This is a genomic window from Bacteroidota bacterium, assembly GCA_020402865.1.
Taxonomy (GTDB): domain Bacteria; phylum Bacteroidota; class Bacteroidia; order Palsa-965; family Palsa-965.
The window spans coordinates 1-20,748 of record JADBYT010000039.1; the positions used below are offsets into that span (position 1 = coordinate 1).

The 20,748-nt window shown below is 47.1% G+C and carries 19 protein-coding genes; 16 read left to right on the top strand and 3 right to left on the bottom strand.

The genetic code is table 11. The features are described 5' to 3' along the window. The 7 genes from IM638_19435 to IM638_19465 all read left to right on the top strand — a co-directional run. Positions 1-639, top strand: a 639-nt coding sequence (locus IM638_19435; GenBank protein MCA6365214.1) for a hypothetical protein, incomplete at its 5' end; no start/stop codon positions are given. Between the two features lie 124 nt (positions 640-763). Continuing rightward, positions 764-1,219, top strand: coding sequence for a hypothetical protein (locus tag IM638_19440; protein ID MCA6365215.1), 456 nt, complete (start codon positions 764-766; stop codon positions 1,217-1,219). Positions 1,220-1,289: 70 nt separating this feature from the next. Next, positions 1,290-2,273 carry a hypothetical protein gene (locus IM638_19445; protein MCA6365216.1) on the top strand — a complete coding sequence of 328 codons (984 nt, stop codon included), beginning with the start codon at positions 1,290-1,292 and terminating at the stop codon, positions 2,271-2,273. Between the two features lies 1 nt (position 2,274). Next, entirely contained in the window at positions 2,275-2,784 is a 510-nt protein-coding gene (locus tag IM638_19450; GenBank protein ID MCA6365217.1) for a hypothetical protein, read from the top strand. A gap of 1,599 nt (positions 2,785-4,383) precedes the next feature. Beyond that, entirely contained in the window at positions 4,384-4,680 is a 297-nt protein-coding gene (locus tag IM638_19455; protein ID MCA6365218.1) for a hypothetical protein, read from the top strand. Continuing rightward, positions 4,667-4,912: a hypothetical protein gene (locus IM638_19460; protein ID MCA6365219.1), complete on the top strand. Its 246-nt coding sequence runs from the start codon at positions 4,667-4,669 to the stop codon at positions 4,910-4,912. Before IM638_19455 ends, IM638_19460 begins: the two co-directional genes overlap by 14 nt. Before the next feature lie 80 nt (positions 4,913-4,992). After that, a complete protein-coding gene (locus IM638_19465) occupies positions 4,993-5,253 on the top strand; it encodes a hypothetical protein (protein MCA6365220.1) in 261 nt (86 codons plus the stop codon). A gap of 24 nt (positions 5,254-5,277) precedes the next feature. Here IM638_19465 and IM638_19470 read toward each other — a convergent pair whose 3' ends face one another. Then, positions 5,278-5,877 carry a hypothetical protein gene (locus IM638_19470; GenBank protein ID MCA6365221.1) on the bottom strand — a complete coding sequence of 200 codons (600 nt, stop codon included), beginning with the start codon at positions 5,875-5,877 and terminating at the stop codon, positions 5,278-5,280. A gap of 249 nt (positions 5,878-6,126) precedes the next feature. On the opposite strand from IM638_19470, the gene IM638_19475 reads away from it, so the two are divergent. The 9 genes from IM638_19475 to IM638_19515 all read left to right on the top strand — a co-directional run bounded on the left by IM638_19475 (position 6,127) and on the right by IM638_19515 (position 18,271). Beyond that, positions 6,127-7,599, top strand: a complete 1,473-nt coding sequence (locus tag IM638_19475) for a hypothetical protein (protein ID MCA6365222.1) — start codon at positions 6,127-6,129, stop codon at positions 7,597-7,599. A gap of 95 nt (positions 7,600-7,694) precedes the next feature. Further along, complete coding sequence (wecB, locus tag IM638_19480) at positions 7,695-8,777, top strand: UDP-N-acetylglucosamine 2-epimerase (non-hydrolyzing) (protein ID MCA6365223.1); 1,083 nt, start codon at positions 7,695-7,697, stop codon at positions 8,775-8,777. Between the two features lie 296 nt (positions 8,778-9,073). Further along, positions 9,074-10,210 carry a hypothetical protein gene (locus IM638_19485; GenBank protein ID MCA6365224.1) on the top strand — a complete coding sequence of 379 codons (1,137 nt, stop codon included), beginning with the start codon at positions 9,074-9,076 and terminating at the stop codon, positions 10,208-10,210. Positions 10,211-10,541: 331 nt separating this feature from the next. Further along, positions 10,542-11,702: a glycosyltransferase family 4 protein gene (locus IM638_19490; GenBank protein ID MCA6365225.1), complete on the top strand. Its 1,161-nt coding sequence runs from the start codon at positions 10,542-10,544 to the stop codon at positions 11,700-11,702. Next, positions 11,699-12,850, top strand: a complete 1,152-nt coding sequence (gene rffA / locus IM638_19495; protein MCA6365226.1) for a dTDP-4-amino-4,6-dideoxygalactose transaminase — start codon at positions 11,699-11,701, stop codon at positions 12,848-12,850. Before IM638_19490 ends, rffA begins: the two co-directional genes overlap by 4 nt. Next, positions 12,847-14,196: an O-antigen ligase family protein gene (locus IM638_19500; GenBank protein MCA6365227.1), complete on the top strand. Its 1,350-nt coding sequence runs from the start codon at positions 12,847-12,849 to the stop codon at positions 14,194-14,196. Before rffA ends, IM638_19500 begins: the two co-directional genes overlap by 4 nt. Next, the gene (locus IM638_19505; GenBank protein MCA6365228.1) at positions 14,193-15,245 is read left to right on the top strand and encodes a glycosyltransferase family 4 protein; all 1,053 of its coding nucleotides are present in this window, start codon (positions 14,193-14,195) and stop codon (positions 15,243-15,245) included. The genes IM638_19500 and IM638_19505 overlap by 4 nt, the downstream gene beginning before the upstream one ends. A gap of 6 nt (positions 15,246-15,251) precedes the next feature. Next, positions 15,252-17,132: an asparagine synthase (glutamine-hydrolyzing) gene (asnB, locus tag IM638_19510; GenBank protein MCA6365229.1), complete on the top strand. Its 1,881-nt coding sequence runs from the start codon at positions 15,252-15,254 to the stop codon at positions 17,130-17,132. Further along, on the top strand, positions 17,129-18,271 hold the full coding sequence (locus tag IM638_19515) for a glycosyltransferase (GenBank protein MCA6365230.1): 1,143 nt from the start codon (positions 17,129-17,131) through the stop codon (positions 18,269-18,271). The genes asnB and IM638_19515 overlap by 4 nt, the downstream gene beginning before the upstream one ends. 12 nt (positions 18,272-18,283) lie before the next feature. Here IM638_19515 and IM638_19520 read toward each other — a convergent pair whose 3' ends face one another. Both IM638_19520 and IM638_19525 read right to left on the bottom strand, forming a co-directional pair. After that, positions 18,284-19,231: a hypothetical protein gene (locus IM638_19520; protein MCA6365231.1), complete on the bottom strand. Its 948-nt coding sequence runs from the start codon at positions 19,229-19,231 to the stop codon at positions 18,284-18,286. Positions 19,232-19,293: 62 nt separating this feature from the next. Further along, positions 19,294-20,733: an MBOAT family protein gene (locus IM638_19525; protein ID MCA6365232.1), complete on the bottom strand. Its 1,440-nt coding sequence runs from the start codon at positions 20,731-20,733 to the stop codon at positions 19,294-19,296. Positions 20,734-20,748 lie beyond the last annotated feature (15 nt).

The window sequence follows — 20,748 nt, forward strand, 5'->3', positions numbered from 1 at the left end:
GGGGGGAATGTGGTAGCGAATTTGGGGGTGAGGGTGTCGATGAGTACGGGGGCGTTTGTGAGGTTGGGGGATGATTTAATTGAAATTGCGAGACGGGAATTTGATTCGTATGGCTCCGAGTGGATAAAGATTAATCCGCACACAGGTAAAGAGATGTTTAATCCGAATACTGGTGGTTATGTGGTCTATCATTTTCAACATAATGTGATTCTAAGTAACGTAAACAGTCAGGCTGAATTTGCTGTAGCGGAAGCTTTAGCAAATAATGGGGAGAAAGTGAAGTTACTTAGTGAATCTGCTCCGCAAAATATAGCTACACCTGATGCTGAAATTATTGGGAAAGGTATATTTGATTTTAAGAATGTAAATTCGACAACACAAAACGCCATTAAAACAAATGTGATGACCTACGTAATGAACCCATCTCAACGAAGCGATGCACAGGGACTTATTTTTAATATCAAAGAGAACACATTTGCAACACCACAAATGATTGACCAAGGCATCCTTGATGCTATTAGTACCGCCGATTTTAATTACACAACAAATAGTTTAGCGCAATTCATTGGAGTAAGATACTCTGATGGTAGTATCAAAATAATAACATTAAATGAGTTTAGAAATGGTGCCCGATTCTAATATAATTAACTCGAAAGTATTCGATAATAGAAGGCTGAATCTATTACAAGAGATTTCAATTAATGACATTAACTCATACATATACATATTAGGTGTCACATTAGGCAGTAGGCATCATACTCAAATGAAATTGGAAATTATGGGGAACAATGCCATAACGTACAAAAAACTGTGGGATTTAGACATCTGGATACGTACAACTTGGGGTACTAATGATCTAAAAGATAACGATGAAAGTAGTAATGAGTTTGATCTTGCAATGCAAACCACTGCTTATTTCGATTATTTAATTTCTCAAGCTGTAAAATACAATCGTCCGGCATGGTCAATATTTGGATTAATTGGAATGATGCAGGGAACTCTAAACGAGAATAAATTTAAAGTGAGTAATCCGGAAAACAAACTCAACAAGAACGATTTTGTTAGGTGTTTGAAGTATCTGAGTCACGACTTTCTGGAAAAGTTCAGCGCAGATTTAATACACCTGTTTTCCTATTTTGATGAGCGAGGTTATCGCCTTAACATTAGCACAGATGGAAATGAAGTGGCTGTTTCAATAGATGATATAATTGACGGTTAGTCAAAAGATATAATATCAAAGTAAGAAAATAAATTGCACCAACCGGTCTGAATCTCCAGCCCCGGCTGTAATGGAAACCCCGCAGGATAAACAATGCTTTAGCTATGTACAAATTCTCCGAGGAGTTGTAATGGAAGACGGGAACGGACGGTATTTTAATGCACCCACAGGTTCGCTCCTACTCTTCTTACTTTTCATTTTAAGCTTTGCACATAGCAAAGGCATTGAAGCCTTCCCAAACTTCCGCACGGTAGCTGCGGCCGACGGGTTTACCGATGTGGTGATCCATTTTAAAAACGGCGCGTATGTGGCGGAGGTGGAAACTGCCGGGCAGTTGGTAGAAACGTCTGTTGCGCAGGCCGATCTGGCGGCGTTTATGAACGGTTTACCAGCCGGTGAAGTACGTTTGCTGGCGTGCAACAGTCTGGAGGAGGCTAAGCTGCTGAGCCGCATGATGACGCGGCCACTGGTGGTGAGCGACGGCTGGGTGAAGTTGTATGCCGATGGGTCGATTGCGAGTGAGGGGGCGTTTGTAAGGTTGCAGGGGGGGAATGTGGTAGCGAATTTGGGGGTGAGGGTGTCGATGAGTACGGGGGCGTTTGTGAGGTTGGGGGATGATGGTGTAAATTTGCTGAAAGTGGTTCTTGGAACTGATAATCTAAGTCAATTTGCAATTAGTTTTAGAAGAACTCTATCTGTTCCAAATCACAGGGGAAATGTAGCAGTGTTTGAATATTGGGATAATAATGGTATTTTGGTTAAAAAAGCATTTACAACAGATTTGCAATCAAATCTTCATGCAGAAGAATTAGCACTAATTTTCTTTAATAATCAAAATATTTCACTGAATAATATTTCGAGAATATATAGTGAATTAGAGCCATGTGCTTTAGAAGGCCATAGTTGTAAATCAACACTAATACTAAACTGCCCGAATGCTCAAATAAAATATAGTTATGATTATCCCGGAGGAAATAACGCTAGTCCGGAGGTAATAAACATTAGACGAAACTCGATTAATCAACGAGAGACGGATCTTAACACCAAACTATAGTATGGAACTTGAAGAAATTCAAATATTATTTTCGAATGAATTGAATAGAAATCTTCTAACTAATGAAGCCCCATTGTTGTATAGATTTGAAATTCAGTTAATCAATAGCATCGGCATTCCAAAATTATCTTTCGATAAATTCATTCCATGCAATGAAGGTATGATTGATAATAAACTGGTTTTTTCAAAATCAATAATATCACCAATATATTTAGGTATTGATGGAGATACAAAAGAGGTCGTTTGCTTTTCAAATATATTTAAGTCATATAGTTTTGTAAATACAGATTATGAATCTTTTATACGATCTATCTTTACTTATGAAGTATTTCGCTCTATATGTTTAAAGCCACAAAAACTTGGGGAATACTATGAAAACTCTCCCTATAGAGGTAACTATCATAAATATTCTGAATTACTCCATAATCTGATAAATATTGTCGACACTAGAGCAACTATTGAAGGGCATTGGGCATCACTAATTGATGAAATGAAAATTGGGGCTAAATGAAATATTAGTCGATAACGAACTAAATAATGTACAACATTTATTTCCTAGTTTTATTGCACCAACAGGTTTGAATCTCCAGCCCCGGCTGTAATGGAAACCCCGCAGGATAAACAATACTTTAGCTATGTACAAATTCTCCGAGGAGTTGTAATGAAAGACGGGAACGGACGGTATTTTAATGCACCCACAGGTTCGCTCCTACTCTTTTTCTTTTTACTATTTACCCCCTCACTCTCGGCGGTAACAATAACCAACCGCCCCACCACCATTGAAGATTTAGCCGGTAAAATTCCCCCGCAAAACAGCATTGGCGGCAACCCGGCCCCGACCACACATTGCATTCAGGTAGTTGATTTTGGTGGCGACGGCAGCTGGTTTGACCCCGCCACGAAAATGCTGCATACGTTTGAACTGAAAGGGCATCCGGTGTCGGGCGCAGGCAAATTTATGGTTAACTCGTTTCTGGATGTTACCATAGGGCAGCATGATAATGACCTGAATGTGCCGCCCTACAGCATTACACACTTCTCAACCGTAAAGCCGCTGGAGTTTGTGCTGGTGGATTTTGCCAGCGACTGCAATTTTACGGATCCGCAAAGTGGCAGTGCGTTTATTAAGGCGGGCAGCCGGCTAGTGGTGCCTATGCTTTGGGCTTACTGGTTTATGGAGCGGTTTGAGGGCCGGAAAACGGAAGCCAAAGTGCGCGTGCTGGCCGATGTGGTGGCTGCGGCGCTGAGTTTTGGAGAGGCCAATGTGGTGCTGCGTGGGCTGGAACTGTTGTTTTCAGTTGCAGATATTGCCATAACGATAAACCGCAACCAGATTGAGCTGAACTACGGTCAGCAGGGCACTGCGTTTTTGGCGGCGTGGGATAATTTGTTTTTGGCGTACGGCAGTTTGTTTATTGCTCAGGGGGCGGCGCGTGTGGTGAACAAAGTGGCGATGAGCAACACGCTGCGCAATTTTACTACGCAGGCAGCACGAGAGCAGTTTGTAAGGTTGTGGGTGAATTTTACGGAGGCTATACGTAACCTGCCGGAAGCTACGGCGGCAGGCATACAGCAGCTTGGTTTAGGCTGGCGGCGGGTAATGGCGGAAGTATATAATGCGCAGCTTGATGTGGCGTTTGTCCTCTCCCAACCTGCGCTGGCTACGCGCGTGGTGGCGCGCTGGGTGGGCGACCAGGTGCGCGCTATGGTGGTAACGGCAGGGCTGGAAGTGGGTATTGCGAATTTGCAGATGTTGGAGGGCGGCGGACAGTTCCTGATGACTAATGTGCGGTGGTTGCCTGCTGAGGTGCAGCAGGTGCAGGTGGTGGGCAGGTTGGAGAATGTGGTGTATAAGGATGCGCAAGGGGTGAGCAGGAATGGCTCGGTGGAAATTGTGTTTGAGCCGGTGGGGGGACAGTATTATGTGAGGGTAGAATTGTATGGTGGACGACAGTTTTGGAATGGGTATAGTAATATTTTTAAGGCTACTACAGAGGAAATAGCTGCCGCTACAAGCAGAATAAAAAATTACAGAACTGAAAATAATTTAAGTGGTGGTAATTATGGCTATTTAGAAGGTATTGTCAATGCAACACCAGTTGATAATAGAATGTGGCGAAGTATTCCAATAATTGATGCGGAAAAAGAAATTCATATTTTTGATGCAATTCCTGTACAAGGAGGAAATGGCAGAGAATGGTTGAGAATAACGGATAGCGAATATAGAATGTTAAATAAATTAGCTAGCGATTTAGGCGGTTCTCGGGGAGTAGTTTTAACAAATATTACAGGAGAACTAAAAATAGTTTCAGAGAATCCATATTGTGCTTCTTGCACAGGAATTATTCAACAATTCCACGAAATGTTTCCTAAAATTAAGCTTATATTAGTAGATGGAGCAAAATAATGAAATCCAATTTGAGGTCATGGTTATGTACACCGAAATCTTGGAACAAGAAATCAGTTTTTATAATTCTAAAAATGGTACTGACTTTAGAATAATTGAAATAATTGATGATGGAGTAATATTTTGCAGGATTGGTGCAACGATATTTACTTTCTCTGACATTTACAATTTAGGCTATAGTGTTTCTGCTTTGCAACATAAATTACGACAAGAAGGCAAAATCGATTGGTAAAATAAATTTATTGATATTAATGAATTAAATCCCAGCCCCGATTGCAGCGGAAACCCCGCAGGGTAAACAATGCTTTAGTCATGTACAAATTCACCGAGGAGTTGGAGCGGAAAGCGGGAGCCAAGCGGTATTTAATTGCAACTAAAGGTTCGCTCCTACTCTTTTTCATTTTACTATTTACACCCTCTCTATCGGCGGTAACAATAACCAACCGCCCCGCAACCATTGAAGATTTAGCCGGTAAAATTCCCCCGCAAAACAGCATTGGCGGCAACCCGGCCCCGACCACACATTGCATTCAGGTAGTTGATTTTGGTGGCGACGGTATTAGAACCTGTTAGAATAACAAGTAAAACAAATCATTTTTATTTCAACGCCTTCCTGTACATTTTCCCCACACTCACGCAAAGCCTTACGCCCGCCACAGGCCGTTTGGCAAACATAATTTCCAATCCTGCTTCCAATCCCGCAAAGCGGCTGGTGTACAAAAAATTAACACTTACCGGCACGCCAATATTTCGTTCACGGTAGCTGTCGTAAACCTGATTGTTACTGTTGCGGTTGAAAATGAGGGAGAGTAACTGATTTTCTAATGCGCCGGCAGTGGAGTAAAAATGTGTCATGGTCTGGCGCAGAATGCCTACGCCGATTGCGGGCGTAAAAAACAAATGCGGTGTTAGTTGTGTGCGCTGGCCGTAGCTTAGGGCGGTGGTGGTTTGGAAATAAAGCTGATCGGGGATGAAAAACAGGTTGCGGTTCCAGCCCAAACTGCCGCTCAGCACAATATCGTGCCGCCCGCCTGCTAGGTGATGCCACATTGTATGCAGCTGGGTAATACCGCCGGGCGACGGACTGAATACAGCCGCCCTGCCCACGCCCAGACTAAGCCAGGAGGTGTATTTCTGCTGCGCTGTAAGAACGTACGAAAAGAAAACGGCTACAGCCGTGAGTAGAACTTTGTGCATAATAGCAATAGTTTGAACGGCACAAACGTATTCATAAAACTCAGTATTGATAAGCAAATGCACAGATATTTTAACTGTAAACAAATGCTTGAAAGATTGCGACATTCACATAGTGGGCGATTTTCATTTTATTGTACATACACAGCTGTGAAAAAAGTTTAGGATGATATCGAGCGTTATATTCAGATTGAAACACATTGCTGTATGATTTGGAAAATTTTAGTTTTGCAAACCATCAACCAACTTCTTATGCTCCGAAAAATAGTGCTCCTGACTTTGCTGGTGATTTCCTGCAGCAACGCATCGCTCAATGCGCAACGTTTATATGCAGGCACCATCAATCAAAATATACTGCCGGGCTACCAATTTAGCGACTGGGCGGCCTTTTCTTCAAATAACTCCATGTTATTTGTAAAAAGTAAAACGTCGTCGGGCAGTTTTGATATGCTGGCGCTGCTGCTGAGCGGGGCCAGCCAGCAGTTTAACCGCAAGGTAGAAGCCGGATATGAAAAAGGCACTGCAAAAGAACCTACTGTGGCCGAAAAAATGGTGCAGGTTTGCGATACGTTGTATTATATACGCCGTGGCCGCGACCAGAAAAAAGATCAGGAAACATTTTATGTGCAGGATATGCTCAAGCAACTCGTGCCCGGCAAAGCCCCTATGCAACTGCTGGACACTGTGCCATACGCACTCAACAGGTATGAAGATATAACATACTGCACATCGCCAGATAACCGGAAAACGGCCATTGTGAGTTTTCGGGTAAACGATAAGAAGGATACGGTTACCGGCTTACACCTGCTCATTCTCGATTCGCTTTTCCGGCCTCTGAAACGAGCTGATGTAATGGTGCCTGTTTCGCCTAAAAGTGATATGGCGTGCAAGGCTGTATTAACCGATAATGGTACATTGTATTTATGGTTTTCAGCCCGTAAGGGATTCAAAAACAACCAAACCTGTGTGCTTTACCGGTTTGACAGTGAAGCTACTCAACCCGCGCTGCTGCCCCTGCCCGAAAATGCACCCGACCTTAAATATATGGACCACTGGATAGTTAGAGATAACCTGGTGTATTTGTTATTTAAACCACGTGTGGCGGCTGAAGGGAAAGAATATAAACTGACTGGTTTTATTTTTGCCAATGCCGCTGCTCCGGTCAGGTTTGATGCCGTGCTTAGCGCCAACGATTTCACAGGAGCGGCACCGGGCAGTGCAATTTTTCCGCCGCGCCTGCTCAAGGCTTACATCAATTCCAGGCAACAGCTTATTGCGGTTTATGACCAGATAAATGTGAAAACCGAAATGAGTCCGTCCACTCCCGGACAATTGGGCACCGACATAAATACCTATACTGCAAACGGTGTGTGTGTAATTGGATTTTCCCCATCGGGCAGTGAGTTATTCCGCAGTTCACTTACCCGTAAACAGGTTTACATACAAAATGAAACAGCACTTAGCAGTGCGGTATATTTTCTTGATGATGAGGTGTATATAGCCTGGGGAAATTATATGGGTACAACGCTGCAAAGCATTTATACAGCCCGCATAAACTATACCGGAGTTTTGCAAAGCAGCCAGACCCTTGCAGTGCCGGCCACGCACAGCACAATGTACCTGAATGGAACGGTATGCGCATGGAACAGCACGGCAAAGCGATTGGGCCTTATTGTGGAATCCCCGGCCAGAAGCGCGTATTCGGTTATGCAGGTTGAATACTAGCCAATTTCAACTGCTCGTATTTCTGCTTCGTCCACATTACGAACATTACTATCTTTACCCAAAGCAACCATAACCGGAAAGCTGTGCAAAAAACAATTCTCGTAGTAGTGGGCACACGCCCTAACTTTATTAAAATAACCCGCTTCCGGGAAGTAGCCGCGCGTTACCCGCAGTTTACGCTTAAAATTGTGCATACCGGCCAGCATTTCGACGAGAAAATGGCCGATGTGTTTTTCCGGCAATTCGGTCTTGTTCCCGATATTTTTCTTGATATTCCGCAGGCTTCGCCCAACACACAAATGGCCGAAATTATGCTGCGGTTAGAAAAAGTGATTGCTGCTGAAAAACCAGCTGTGGTAATGGTGCCGGGCGATGTAAACAGTACCCTTGCCACAGCCGTTACAGCCAACAAAATGGGCGTAAAACTGGCACACATTGAAAGCGGGCTGCGCAGTTTTGACCGTACCATGCCCGAAGAGTTTAACCGCCTGCTTACCGACGAACTGGCCGATATGCTGTTTGTAACCGAGCAAAGCGGACTCGATCATCTGGCCTCGGAAAATGTGCCGCAAAGCCGCATTCATTTCGTTGGCAATACCATGATTGATACCCTGGTAAAATTTGCCGCCGAAATTGATGCCTCCCCTATTCTCAATCAGCTTGGCACAAAGCCCGGCGAGTATGTGCTGATGACCATGCACCGCCCGGCTACGGTTGATACTGCCGAAGGACTTGGCAAACTGCTGAAACTGCTGCGCTATGTAACCGCCACCCGCCGCGTGGTATTCCCCATTCATCCGCGCACGGTAAAAAACATGCGCGAGGCCGGACTCGAAAGCGAGTTCACCAAACTCGACGGCCTGCTGCTTACTGAACCGCTTGATTATTTCGCCTTTCAGAAATTAGTAAAATGCTGCCGATTTATTCTTACCGACAGCGGCGGCATACAGGAAGAATCAACCTTCTTGCAGGTGCCTTGTCTAACCTTACGCCCCAATACCGAAAGGCCGGTAACCGTTACAATGGGCTCAAACGAACTGTTGCCGTTTGACCTTGAGCAAATTGCAAACCGCATCACTGCCATTGAAAACGGATCGTACAAACGGGGTGAAATTCCGCCGCTTTGGGATGGAAAAGCAACAGAACGCATTTTTGAAGTGCTTGCAAAAACACTCTGATTCGTGATTGTGCATAAAGCAAAATGTGCAGTGTTTCTCAAAAAATGAAATGGAGCGAAACTGATCGTGCTATTTAAAACTGTCCGCTCCGGTCTTACGTTGCAATGTGGCAGTGTAGTTGAAAAACGATAATCCGTAAACCACATTTCCACTGCAGCCCGGGCTATAAATTCAAACCGCTTGGTGCGTTAAATACACTGCCCTCCCCCGCCCCGCATTTTAGCCTGCGCAGTTATCGCCTTTCCTGCTGCCTGCCTTAGCTACAAGCCAAACCCTTTTTTATCTTCGTTTCCGCTATGGCCGCCACGCTTTTTCTTACGTTCAACGATGCGCCTTCGGGTATTTATGCCGGACAGGTTATTGACGTATGCCGCTATGTAAATGCGCATACGCCGGCAAAGTTGCGGCTGGTGGCGTTTTTATCGGTGCGCGGCTTCTGGGCTGGGCGCCGAAAAATAAAAGCACAATTGCCCGATGCACTGGTGCTGCCCATGGTGCCCAAAGCCAAAAACTGGAAGCTCAACGGCTTTACATTTAACCTTGTGTGCCGCTTTACCCGTGCCAAAGCCTGCATGGCACGCGGCCCATTTGCTACGGCGCTGGCTTTGCGGGCCAGAGAAAAAGGAATTTTGCAAAACGTAATTTTCGATGGCCGCGGCGCATACATTGCCGAGCTTACGGAGTACAATGTAATTCCCGACGAAGCCGTGAAGCACGAAATTGCTTCCGTGGAGCGCCGTTGCGTGCTTGAAAGCAACCGTCAGCTGGCCGTGTCGAAAGCTTTGGTTGACTACTGGCACGAAACGTTTGGCTACAACGGCAATACACACCGCGTAATTCCGTGTACACTCAACAGCAATACGTTATTTACGCCGGTTAGTGATGAAGCTGTACGGCAGGCCCGCCAGAAGCTGGGCATTCCGGCCAATGCCACGGTAGTGGTGTATTCAGGCTCCGTGGCCGGGTGGCAGTCGCTCGATGATTTCGGTGCGCGCATGCTTCCGCTTATGCAGCAGCATGAAAACCTGCATTTGCTGTTGCTGGTGAAAAGCCTGCCCGAACATTTTGCTCCGCTTGCACAGCATGCTGCACGCATTCACCGCCACTGGCTGGCGCCTGAGGAAGTAGGCACCGCGCTGGCCGCAGCCGATCTGGGCTGGATGCTGCGCGAAGACTCCGTCACCAACCGCGTAGCCTCACCCGTAAAATTTGCCGAATACCTTGCCGCCGGTTTGCATGTCATCATTTCCAGCAACCTCGGCGATACTACGGCATTTGTGCTTCAGCACGGCTGCGGTATTGTGTGTAATGGTGAAAACATTCCCGCCCCGCAGCCGCTCAGCCTTGCACAACGCCAAAAAGCACAGCAACTTGCACAAACGTATTTCCTTAAAACACGTTTTGCGGATGCCTATGCTGATTTGCTGAAGTAGCTTGCCTTCTCAGGCTTCTTACTGCAGCGCCAGCATCCTAACGCTGCAGAAAGTTTCGGAGGTCGAAGACCACAATCACAGCTGCAGAAAGTTTCGGAGGTCGAAGACCACAATCACAGCTGCAGAAAGTTTCGGTGGTCGAAGACCACAAACACAGCTGCAGAAAGTTTCGGTGGTCGAAGACCACAAACTTTCTGCTCCGGTTAATCAAGTCTCCGGACTTGATTAACCGGAGCACCCGGCTTCCCCCCGCTAATTATCGCCCAAAAAACTCACTCATCTCCCCGAATTTTCCCGTATTTTCGGCCATAATTCAGCACCAAACCAATTTATGAAAATAGCCCTGCTGACTGACGGAATTTTCCCTTACGTGGTAGGCGGCATGCAACGCCATTCCTTTTATCTCTGCAAATACCTTGCGCAGTTGGGGCATCATGTGGATTTGTACCACATGAACGAAAGCAGACTCGACATTTCAAAACTCGATGTATTTACCCCTGAAGAGCGTATGTACATCCGTTCGTATGTGGTGAAATTTCCGGGCAAAGGCAAAAGTCCGGGGCATTACATCCGCGAATCATATGAATACTCGAAACGTGTATTTGCACAGTTTAAGGAAAACAGCCGCGATGCTGATTTTGTAATCGCCAAAGGTTTTGCGGGCTGGGAGCTGCTGCATCAGAAAAAAGAAAAGGGCTTTCGTTGTGCGCCGGTGGCCGTGAATTTTCATGGTTACGAAATGTTTCAGCGGCAGCCTTCGTTTACCAGCTGGCTGCAGGCGCGGTTTCTGCTGCAAACGCCGGTAAAGTACATCGTAAAACATGCCGATTATCTGTTTTCGTATGGCGGGAAAATTACGTCCGTTATCGAAAGCCTTGATGTAAGCAAAAAGCGGATTATTGAAATTCCTTCGGGCATTGCACCTGAATGGATGAACGATAAAATTTCACCGGCCGGAAATGTGCGGAAATTTGTGTTTGTAGGACGATATGAACGCCGCAAAGGTGTGGAGGAACTGAATAAAGTACTCACCGAATTCAGGCGCAACCTCACGGCCGGATTTGAGTTTCATTTCATTGGTCCGGTGCCCGATAAAAAGCAGCTGCGCGACAGCCGCATCTTTTATCACGGCAGTATTACCGACAATGAAAAGCTGCGAGGCATGCTGCGCAAATCGGAAGTGCTGGTTTGTCCGAGCCATTCGGAAGGTATGCCCAATGTAATTCTGGAAGCAATGGCTTCGGGCTGTGCGGTAATTGGCACAGACACAGGAGCCGTATCCGAACTGGTAAGCGACCGAACCGGGCAGCTGCTTACGCCGGGCAATGTAAACGAACTCGACAAAGCTATACGCCGTTTTACCAACATGCCGGGAGCCGAACTCGACCAGCTTCGCGGCAATTCCGTGGCGCATATCCGCGAAAAATTTCTCTGGCCGCACATTGCTGCACAAACGGCAGCAGTCATACAAAGTAAATTAGTAAGTGCATGAGTGAGGCTTATCACATACCGCTCAACCGTCCTTTCCTCACCGGCCGCGAAACGGAATACATCCGCCAGGCCGTGCAGAGCGGAAAGATTGCGGGCGATGGTGTGTTTACCGCCCGCTGTCATGCGTGGATGCGCGAACGGCTTGGAATAGCGCATCCGCTGCTCACTACTTCCTGCACCGACGCGCTCGAACTGGCGGCACTGCTGCTGAACATACAGCCCGGCGACGAAGTAATAGTGCCTGCCTACACGTTTGTATCAACCGCCAATGCATTTGTGCTGCGCGGTGCCGTGCCTGTGTTTGCCGATAGCAGCAACACGCATCCGAACATGGATGCCGCCACACTCGAAAGCCTCATTACACCCCGCACCCGCGCCATTGTGCCCGTGCACTATGCCGGCATGAGCTGCGATATGGATACGATTCTGCAACTTGCGGCACACTACAAACTGCATGTAGTGGAAGATGCCGCGCAGGCCATTGGCGCACGCTACAAAGGCAATCGATTCCTCGGTACGCTGGGCGCGCTGGGTACGTTTTCCTTTCACGAAACCAAAAACGTAATTGCCGGCGAAGGCGGTATGCTGGCCGTAAACGACCAGTCATTGCTGCAACGCGCCGAAATTATCCGCGAAAAAGGCACCAACCGCAGCGCATTTTTCCGTGGCGAAACAGCACTTTACGAATGGATAAGCCCGGGCTCATCCTTTCTGCCTTCAGACATTATTGCGGCGTTTCTTTTTGCACAGCTTGAGCAGTTTGAGCTTATTCAAACCACCCGCCTTGCGCGCTGGAAACGCTGGCAGCACCTGCTTGCTCCGCTGGCCGCCAGTGGCGTGTTTGAACTGCCGCACCAACCCGCCTGGGCCGAAACCAACGGAAACATTTTTTACCTCTGCTGCCGCAACCGCCACGAACGCGATGCGCTCATTGCTCATTTGCGAAGCAAGGGTATTTATGCCGCTTTTCACTATCTGGCGCTGCACAAAAGCCCCTACTTCACCGCTCAATTCAGCAGCGTAAAACTGCCCAATGCCGAACGCTTTGAGCAAACCCTCGTGCGACTGCCCATGTATCACGAATTAAGTGATGCCGAGCAGGATTATACCGCACAATGCATTCATGACTTTTATACCGCACACGCATGAAGGCATTTCTGAGAAACCGGCAAATTCTTATTGCATGCAGCCTGATTATTCTGGCCGCAGGGCTTTACACGGGGCCCGGAGCCTACGCGGTAGTGCCCGGTATTGCGTTGTTGCTTATGGTACGCGGCTTTTATACCGAACTGCTGCTCGGCTTTTTCCTCTGCCTTATCCTCTCCGACAGCCGTAACACTTCGCTTGAAGTGTTTCAGAATGTGAAAAACATTTACATGCTCATTCTCGGACTTGGCCTGTTTGTGATTCCGCGCAACGGACTTGTATATGAGCGCACCTTACTCAAATTCTGGCCGTTTTTTGCCATTGCCGTTTTCTGCCTGCTCTTCAGCGATAATTTCATAAACTCTTCACAGAAAACGCTCTCCTACCTGCTCATTATCATTACCATTCCCAACTATATTTTTCTGGCCTGGCGCAAACAGGGAACCGCATTTATTCAAACACTGGTATGGTGGGTTTGCAGCTTGCTCATTATTGGTTTTGCACTCCGCTTTATCATGCCCGAACAGGTTTTTCTGGAAGACCGGTACACGGGTATATTGGGCAACCCCAACGGACTGGGCTTGTTTACCATGTTGTTTTTCTTGCTGTTCAGAATTACTGAAACAAACTGGCCGGATTTGTTCAACCGCTGGGATCGCATTATCATATACGCACTCATCATTTTGTCATTACTTAGCAGCGGCTCACGTAATTCGCTGTTTGCGGTATTACTGTTTTTATCGTTCGGTTATTTCTACCGGATTTCTCCGGTTGCGGGCTTTGTATATTTCGTGATTATCGGTTTCACCTACAGTTTTATTCAGGTAAACCTCATTGGTATTGTTACCGCGCTTGGACTTGAAGACCAGTTCAGGGTTGATACGCTTGAAAATGCATCAGGCCGAACTGTGGCCTGGGCATTTGGCTGGGAATGGATTCAGGAAAATATTGCATTGGGTAAAGGCATCGGATTTACTGATGATTTATACCGGCGATACTACAACTACCTTTCCATGCTCGGTCACCAGGGCAATGCACATAATTCATACATCACCTTCTGGCTCGATACGGGTGTATTCGGGCTTGCCTTTTTTCTGCGCGGATTAATTGTGAGTTTCTGGCGCAGCACCCGCGTAAATAAATATTCCATGCCGGCTCTTTATGCCGTGATGTTTTCGGCCTTTTTCGAATCGTGGTTAACGGCTTCGCTCAATCCGTTTACCATTCAGCTGCTCATCATTATTACCCTGCTCAATAAAGATGCGCTCCCCGAACCGGTTTCCGGCACCGGACAACCAATTCTCACTCCCGAACCGGCTGTCGCACCGGTTGTAGTTTCCGGCAAATGAAAAACATACTTTTTCTTTATACCGAAATTGCTGGTTATACACTGGCCTGCCTGCGCGCCTTAACTGATACAGGTGTGCGCGTACATCTGGTGCGCTGGCCGGTAAATCAGGAAGCGCCGTTTGATTTTGAGTTTGGTGATAAACTTACTGTGTATTCACGGCGAGAACTGAGTAATGAACAACTGACGGCACTGGCTCACGATGTGAAACCCGACGCCATTGTGTGTTCGGGCTGGGTGGATAAAGGGTATGTGAATGTTTGCCGGACATGGAAACGGAAAATTCCGGTAATCCTGGCCATGGATAATAAGTGGACCGGAAGCCTGCGCCAGCAGCTTGCACGGCTGGCTGCGCCGGTAAAGGTGAAACGGAACTTCAACCGGGTCTGGGTGCCGGGCACACAGCAATATGCGTTTGCCCGCAAACTTGGTTTTTCGCCAACGCATATTGCTACCGGTTTCTACTCGGCCGATGTGCCGGTGTTTGATGCACTTGCGGCAGCACACGAAAACGAAAAGCAACAGGCATTTCCGCATCGCTTTGTATATACCGGCCGCTACTACGATTTTAAAGGTTTGCCAGAGCTTTGGCGCGCATTTATTCGCCTGCGCGAAAACGGTTGTAACTGGGAACTCTGGTGCGCCGGTACCGGCAATTTGCCTGCGGTGCAGCACGAAGGCATAAAACACCTCGGCTTTGTACAGCCTGCACAGCTGGGCGAACTGATGAAACAAACCGGTGTATTTATTATGCCAAGCCGCACCGAACCCTGGGGCGTGGTACTGCACGAATTTACCGCTGCCGGCTTTCCGGTAATCTGCAGCCGCGAAGTAGGCGCCGCATCCGCTTTCGTAAACGAAGGTGCGAACGGTTATCTTTACACCGCCGGCAATGAAGACGAATTGTATCAGCTTATGTGCAACACAGTAATGCTAAGCGATGCGCAGCTGCTCCAAATGGGCGCACAAAGCCGGATACTGGCAAAGCAGATTACGCCGCAGCAATGGGTCGCTACGCTGCTCGGCTTCATTACTAACTACGGCAACTAAGCAGCCATGTGCGGAATAACCGGTATATACAGTGCACACACCACGCTTGCTACACGGCAACGCGTAGAGGCAATGAACACGGCTCTCGCCCATCGCGGTCCCGACGATGCCGGTATTTTTGAAGGAGACCATGTCGTACTCGGCCATCGCCGCTTATCCATTATTGATCTTTCGCCCGGCGGCCACCAGCCCATGCACAGTGCCGATGGCCGCTACACCATTGTCTTTAACGGCGAGATCTATAACTTCCGCGAAGTACGCGCACAAATTACCAACTGGCAATTCCGCTCCGAATCAGACACGGAAGTTATTCTTGCAGCCTACGCGCAATGGGGAAAAGCCTGCGTGCAGCATTTCAACGGCATGTTTGCCTTTGCCCTTTACGATGCTCACACCCGCGAACTCTGGATTGTGCGCGACCGCCTGGGTATAAAGCCGCTTTATTACTGGTACCACGAAGGCACACTGGTGTTTGCCTCAGAAATACGTGCCGTGCTCGCTTCTGAGCTTGTTGTACGCCGGGCTTCAGAAACTGCCGTAGGCGAATACCTGCGCTGGCAAACGGTACTCGCGCCAAACACAATTGTAGAAAACGTACACCTGCTCCCGGCCGGGCACTGGATGCTGCTCAGCAGCAGCGGCATGAAGCAGGAAGCATGGTGGACACTGCCGGGCAATTTCAGAAAAGAAGTGGCCGCACAACCCCTTCCCGAAATACATAAAGAAATACGCCGCCTGCTGCGCGAAGCCGTTGAGCGCAGGCTTGTAGCCGATGTGCCTTTCGGTGCTTTTCTCTCCGGCGGCATCGACTCATCGGCAATCGTTGCCTTGATGAGCGAAGTTTCATCGGCACCGGTGAATACCTTTTCAGTCACATTCGATGAGTCGGAATTCAGCGAAGCGAAGTATGCGAAAATGGTGGCTGATAAATACGGCACCCGGCACCATGAAATCCGTTTACGGCCTGATGATTTTCTGCACGACCTGCCCGCAGCGGTTGCAGCAATGGATCATCCGGGCGGCGATGGACCAAACACATGGGTAGTTTCCAAAGCCACCAAAGCGGCCGGAATCACCATGGCGCTTACCGGACTTGGTGGCGACGAGTTGTTTGCAGGCTATTCGGTATTTACACGCATGGCCGAACTTGAAGGCAAAGCCTGGCTCAATCAGATTCCGCGCCCGCTACGCAGTATGGGCGGACGTATGCTTGAACTGCTGCGCCCGGGCGTGGCCTCATCAAAAACAGCCGAAGTACTTCGTTTGCCAAAAATAAATTTTGAATCCGCATACCCGCTTTCACGGCTGCTTTTATTGCCCGGACAACTGAAGCAAATTGGTGGCAATGCATTTCCGGTGAATGATGTGTTTAAGGCACATACACAACTGCTCAAGGAGTTTGCAGGGAATGACTATTTGCTCAGCCGTATTTCCATTGCCGAAATGAGCACGTACATGCAACATGTGTTGCTGCGCGACAGCGACCAGATGAGCATGGCTCACGGGCTTGAACTGCGTGTGCCGTTTATGGATTACACGCTTGTAGAATATGCACTCTCCATTCCCGATAACTACAAATATCCGCACACACCAAAAAAACTGCTGGTAGATGCATTGGGCGACCTGCTTCCGCGCGAAATTATTGACCGGCCTAAAATGGGTTTTACATTACCGTGGGAACAATGGATGAAAAATGAGTTATCGTCATTTTGTGAAACCAATTTATTCGAGTTGACCGACGATCAATATGATTGGGGATTTTCGCAGAAAGGATTAAAAAAAATATGGCGTCAGTTCAAGGACGGTGATCCGAATGTAAGCTGGTCGCGTATCTGGCCACTGGTTGTTTTAGGGCACTGGCTAAAGAAAAATAATGTGTCGCTATGAGGCCTGTACGCGTATTGCTGTTTATCGACTGGTATCGTCCGGGCTACAAAGCCGGCGGGCCGGTGCAGTCGTGCGCCAATCTGGTGGAGCAGCTGCAGAGCGATGATATTCAGTTTCGGATTGTAACCCGGATTACGGATTACTGCGAAACAAAACCGTATGAAGGTATAAATGCAAATGAATGGACCACACGTGCCGACGGCTCGCAGGTAATTTATTTGCACGAAAACGAACTGAATCGGGAAACACTGAGCCGAATCATTTCCGAAACAGAATTTGATGTGGCTTATGTGAATGGAATTTACTCGCGCTGGTTTTCGATAGAACCGGCTCGTTTGTGCCGCAAGCTAAAACCGGCTGCACGCATTTTGGTGGCAGCCCGGGGCATGCTGGCCCCTTCGGCAATGGCAATAAAACCTTTCAAGAAAAAACTCTTTCTGCGTATTGCAAAAATTACCCGACTCTATGAGAATGTAACTTTTCATGCAACTGGCGCACACGAAAGAGAACATATCCGTGCAGCCCTTGGCGATGTAGCTGTTATGGAAGCAGGCAATTTACCTGCTCGTGTACAGATTACAACTGCTTCACGAAAAAAAACACCCGGGCACATTAATCTTATCTGCGTGGCTCGTATTGCACCGGAAAAGAATATTGATTATGCATTGCGAATACTTGCTGACGTAAAAAGTGAAGTAAACTTTGATATTTACGGCCCCGTGTATAATGAGGAATACGCGCAGAAATGCAAACAGATTGCCTCTTCCCTGCCCGCTCATATTCACGTTCGGTTTCATGGGCCTGTGGAGCCTGATGCGCTGCCGGAAAAATTTGCATTGGCACATGCTTTACTTCTGCCCACGCGCGGCGAAAATTTCGGGCATGTGATTTTACAGGCTTTTCAAAGTGGCTGTCCGGTAATTATTTCTGATCAGACACCGTGGCGCAATTTGCAAACGCAGCACGCGGGTTTTGATTTGCCGCTCCAATCGGCAGAGGGGTTTGCAAACGCGGTGGATGCGTTGGCTGCTTTGGATGAGAAAGCGTTTGAAGATTATAGCAATTCGGCGTTTGCGTTGGGAAGAAAATACGCAGAGGCTGATGAGCTGATTGAGGAAAACAGGAAACTGTTTTTATAGGTATCTCCAGCCTTAAGGCCGGTTTTGGCCGAAGAAATTCAGAATGGCTTTTTCTGAAATATGAAAGCCATCAATAAAATCCGTTTCGTTTAGTTGCCAAAAAGGACTATCTGGCACAAAGCATCCCATTACAGATACATTACTGTTTCGCATTTCACTTAACAGTTGATTAAGCTGCATGTTAACCTGTTTAATATTCTCCACCCTTTTATCGTTCTTGTTTTGCGAAAAGAGATTGGGATGAAAAGGGGTTAGGGTGATTATTTTGTGCGATTTCCCAAACGAATTGGCAATAAACAGAACATAGTCTTTCAGTACAGTTTTGTTAATCGCATCAAAACGCTTCATCTGATACATTTCTTTACAAAACTGGTCAATGCGTTTCTTTCTCGCCGTCGGGTCGAGTACTTTTTGTTTGATGCTCCCATCCGGGAAACGAATAAAATTGCCCGGTGTGTTTATTTCATCTGAATTAGCCGGATAGTAATTGGTAATTGATGAACTTCTTAAACTGCGGAGATCATCTTTGCTGTAATCGAGTGTAAGAATATCCAGCAATGCAGATTTTACCCGATACGAAGTTTCAAATTGTCTGAATCGTTCATCTGTTCCATCCAGAATATACCACGGGTTGAAATCGAAAATTACCGTGTCGCAGGTTATATCATTCTCCTGAATGAGCCGGGTAATGTATTTCAAGTCAGCGAATGTAGCGCCGGATACACCAGTATTTAACGCATTGGCAAAACCGGTATGTGCGCCAAACTGCATCACTCGCGAAGAACCAATAATAAGGTTCTGAAAATGTTTGCCTTTGTTTTTAAGTATTAACTGATATACAGCCCGCCTTTCTTCACAAACGTCATGCTTCATTACCAACGGCGAAGAGGTATATTTATCCACAAATATTTTGGCCGTGTAATCGGTAAGCGTGTTTTTCTTTGAGAAAAAATAAAGCATTGCCGAAACCGCCCATATAATACAGACAAGCGACGCAATTTTTCGTATAAATGTTTTCATCATCAGAATTGAAAATAAATGAATGATGAATTTTCGGAGAAATTAAGCAGTACCAGCAAAGCCATTACAACATACAGCACATTACGCACCCACTTATTAGCCGGATAGCGTAGCACGCGTTCATTACGGCGCAGCATCCAGTCGGCAACAAGAAGCGGAATGATGAGCAGCATGGTTTCCCAGCCGCGCGGCAGACTAAAGAATGCCGAGGGATGCTGAATTAAATCGGTAATGGTTTTGCGGCAGTAGCCGTATGCCGCCCCAAGACTTTCGGCACGGAAAAATACCCATGCAAAAGTTACAAAGGCAAACGTGGAAAGCATTTGCCACAATTCACGTAGTGTGGGCAAAGCGTTGTCCTGTGCCACCACATCGGTAGTATGCTTCCTGTTTCTGTTTGCAAGCAGCAGTGGTAAAAAAGCGAGTGCGTGAATAAAGCCCCAGGCAATAAAGTTCCAGCTTGCGCCGTGCCAGAAACCACTTACAAGAAATATCACAAAGGTATTTCGCACCGCTTTCAGCTTACCACTTTTCGAGCCTCCGAGCGGGATGTAGAGATAATCGCGGAACCATGAGGATAGCGAAATATGCCAGCGCCGCCAGAACTCGGCAATATCGCGTGAGAAGTACGGGAAGCGGAAATTGCTTAACAATTCAAAACCAAAGAGCTTGGCCGTACCCAGCGCAATGTCGGAATAACCGCTAAAATCGCAGTAAATCTGAAAGCTGAATGCCAATGCACCGGTGATAAGCGAGATTGAATGGAGCTGGCTGTAATGGCCAAATGCGTAATCGGCTACCTGTGAAAGATTATCGGCTATGACCACTTTTTTAAACATGCCCCAGAGTATAAGCCTGCATCCCTCCACAGTCTGCAAATAGCTGAATTTCCTGGCCTTTTGAACCTGAGGCAGTAAATGATTTGCGCGCTCAATGGGGCCGGCCACAAGCAGCGGAAAGAAACTCACAAACACCGCATAATCCACAAAATTCCTGACCGGCTGTTGTTTACCACGGTAAATATCAAATACGTATGACATACCGTGGAACGTATAAAATGAAATGCCTACCGGCAATGCCACACTCAGGAATACAGGACTTACATGTATCCCGATCAGTTCAAATCCCTGCTGAAACTGCTCAGCAAAAAAGTTATAATATTTAAATATCCCCAGAATGCCGAGGTTATTTACAATACTGAGCCAGAGAAAGAATTTCGATCGTTTCCGGTTTTCCGAAGCCACGCCAAAACCATAGGCATAATCGAGCAGCGTACTTAAAGCCAGCAGGCCCATAAAAGCCCAGCTCCACCAGCCGTAAAAGAAATAACTGGCAAGCAGAATGAGTATATTCTGCGCTTTCAGCGATTTGCCGAATGCAAGCCAGTAAAGCAAAAATACCAGCGGAAGGAAAAGAAGAAATTCGTAGGAATTGAACAGCACGGGAAACGGCGATTA

What these genes read in the sequence shown, in the direction of transcription:
- IM638_19440 (MCA6365215.1), top strand. Translation starts at nt 764, where the DNA reads ATGAAATTGGAAATTATGGGGAACAATGCCATAACGTACAAAAAACTG.
- IM638_19445 (MCA6365216.1), top strand. Translation starts at nt 1,290, where the DNA reads ATGGAAACCCCGCAGGATAAACAATGCTTTAGCTATGTACAAATTCTC.
- IM638_19450 (MCA6365217.1), top strand. Translation starts at nt 2,275, where the DNA reads ATGGAACTTGAAGAAATTCAAATATTATTTTCGAATGAATTGAATAGA.
- IM638_19455 (MCA6365218.1), top strand. Translation starts at nt 4,384, where the DNA reads ATGTGGCGAAGTATTCCAATAATTGATGCGGAAAAAGAAATTCATATT.
- IM638_19460 (MCA6365219.1), top strand. Translation starts at nt 4,667, where the DNA reads ATGGAGCAAAATAATGAAATCCAATTTGAGGTCATGGTTATGTACACC.
- IM638_19465 (MCA6365220.1), top strand. Translation starts at nt 4,993, where the DNA reads ATGTACAAATTCACCGAGGAGTTGGAGCGGAAAGCGGGAGCCAAGCGG.
- IM638_19470 (MCA6365221.1), bottom strand. Translation starts at nt 5,877, where the DNA reads ATGCACAAAGTTCTACTCACGGCTGTAGCCGTTTTCTTTTCGTACGTT.
- IM638_19475 (MCA6365222.1), top strand. Translation starts at nt 6,127, where the DNA reads ATGCTCCGAAAAATAGTGCTCCTGACTTTGCTGGTGATTTCCTGCAGC.
- IM638_19485 (MCA6365224.1), top strand. Translation starts at nt 9,074, where the DNA reads ATGGCCGCCACGCTTTTTCTTACGTTCAACGATGCGCCTTCGGGTATT.
- IM638_19490 (MCA6365225.1), top strand. Translation starts at nt 10,542, where the DNA reads ATGAAAATAGCCCTGCTGACTGACGGAATTTTCCCTTACGTGGTAGGC.
- rffA (MCA6365226.1), top strand. Translation starts at nt 11,699, where the DNA reads ATGAGTGAGGCTTATCACATACCGCTCAACCGTCCTTTCCTCACCGGC.
- IM638_19500 (MCA6365227.1), top strand. Translation starts at nt 12,847, where the DNA reads ATGAAGGCATTTCTGAGAAACCGGCAAATTCTTATTGCATGCAGCCTG.
- IM638_19505 (MCA6365228.1), top strand. Translation starts at nt 14,193, where the DNA reads ATGAAAAACATACTTTTTCTTTATACCGAAATTGCTGGTTATACACTG.
- asnB (MCA6365229.1), top strand. Translation starts at nt 15,252, where the DNA reads ATGTGCGGAATAACCGGTATATACAGTGCACACACCACGCTTGCTACA.
- IM638_19515 (MCA6365230.1), top strand. Translation starts at nt 17,129, where the DNA reads ATGAGGCCTGTACGCGTATTGCTGTTTATCGACTGGTATCGTCCGGGC.
- IM638_19520 (MCA6365231.1), bottom strand. Translation starts at nt 19,231, where the DNA reads ATGCTTTATTTTTTCTCAAAGAAAAACACGCTTACCGATTACACGGCC.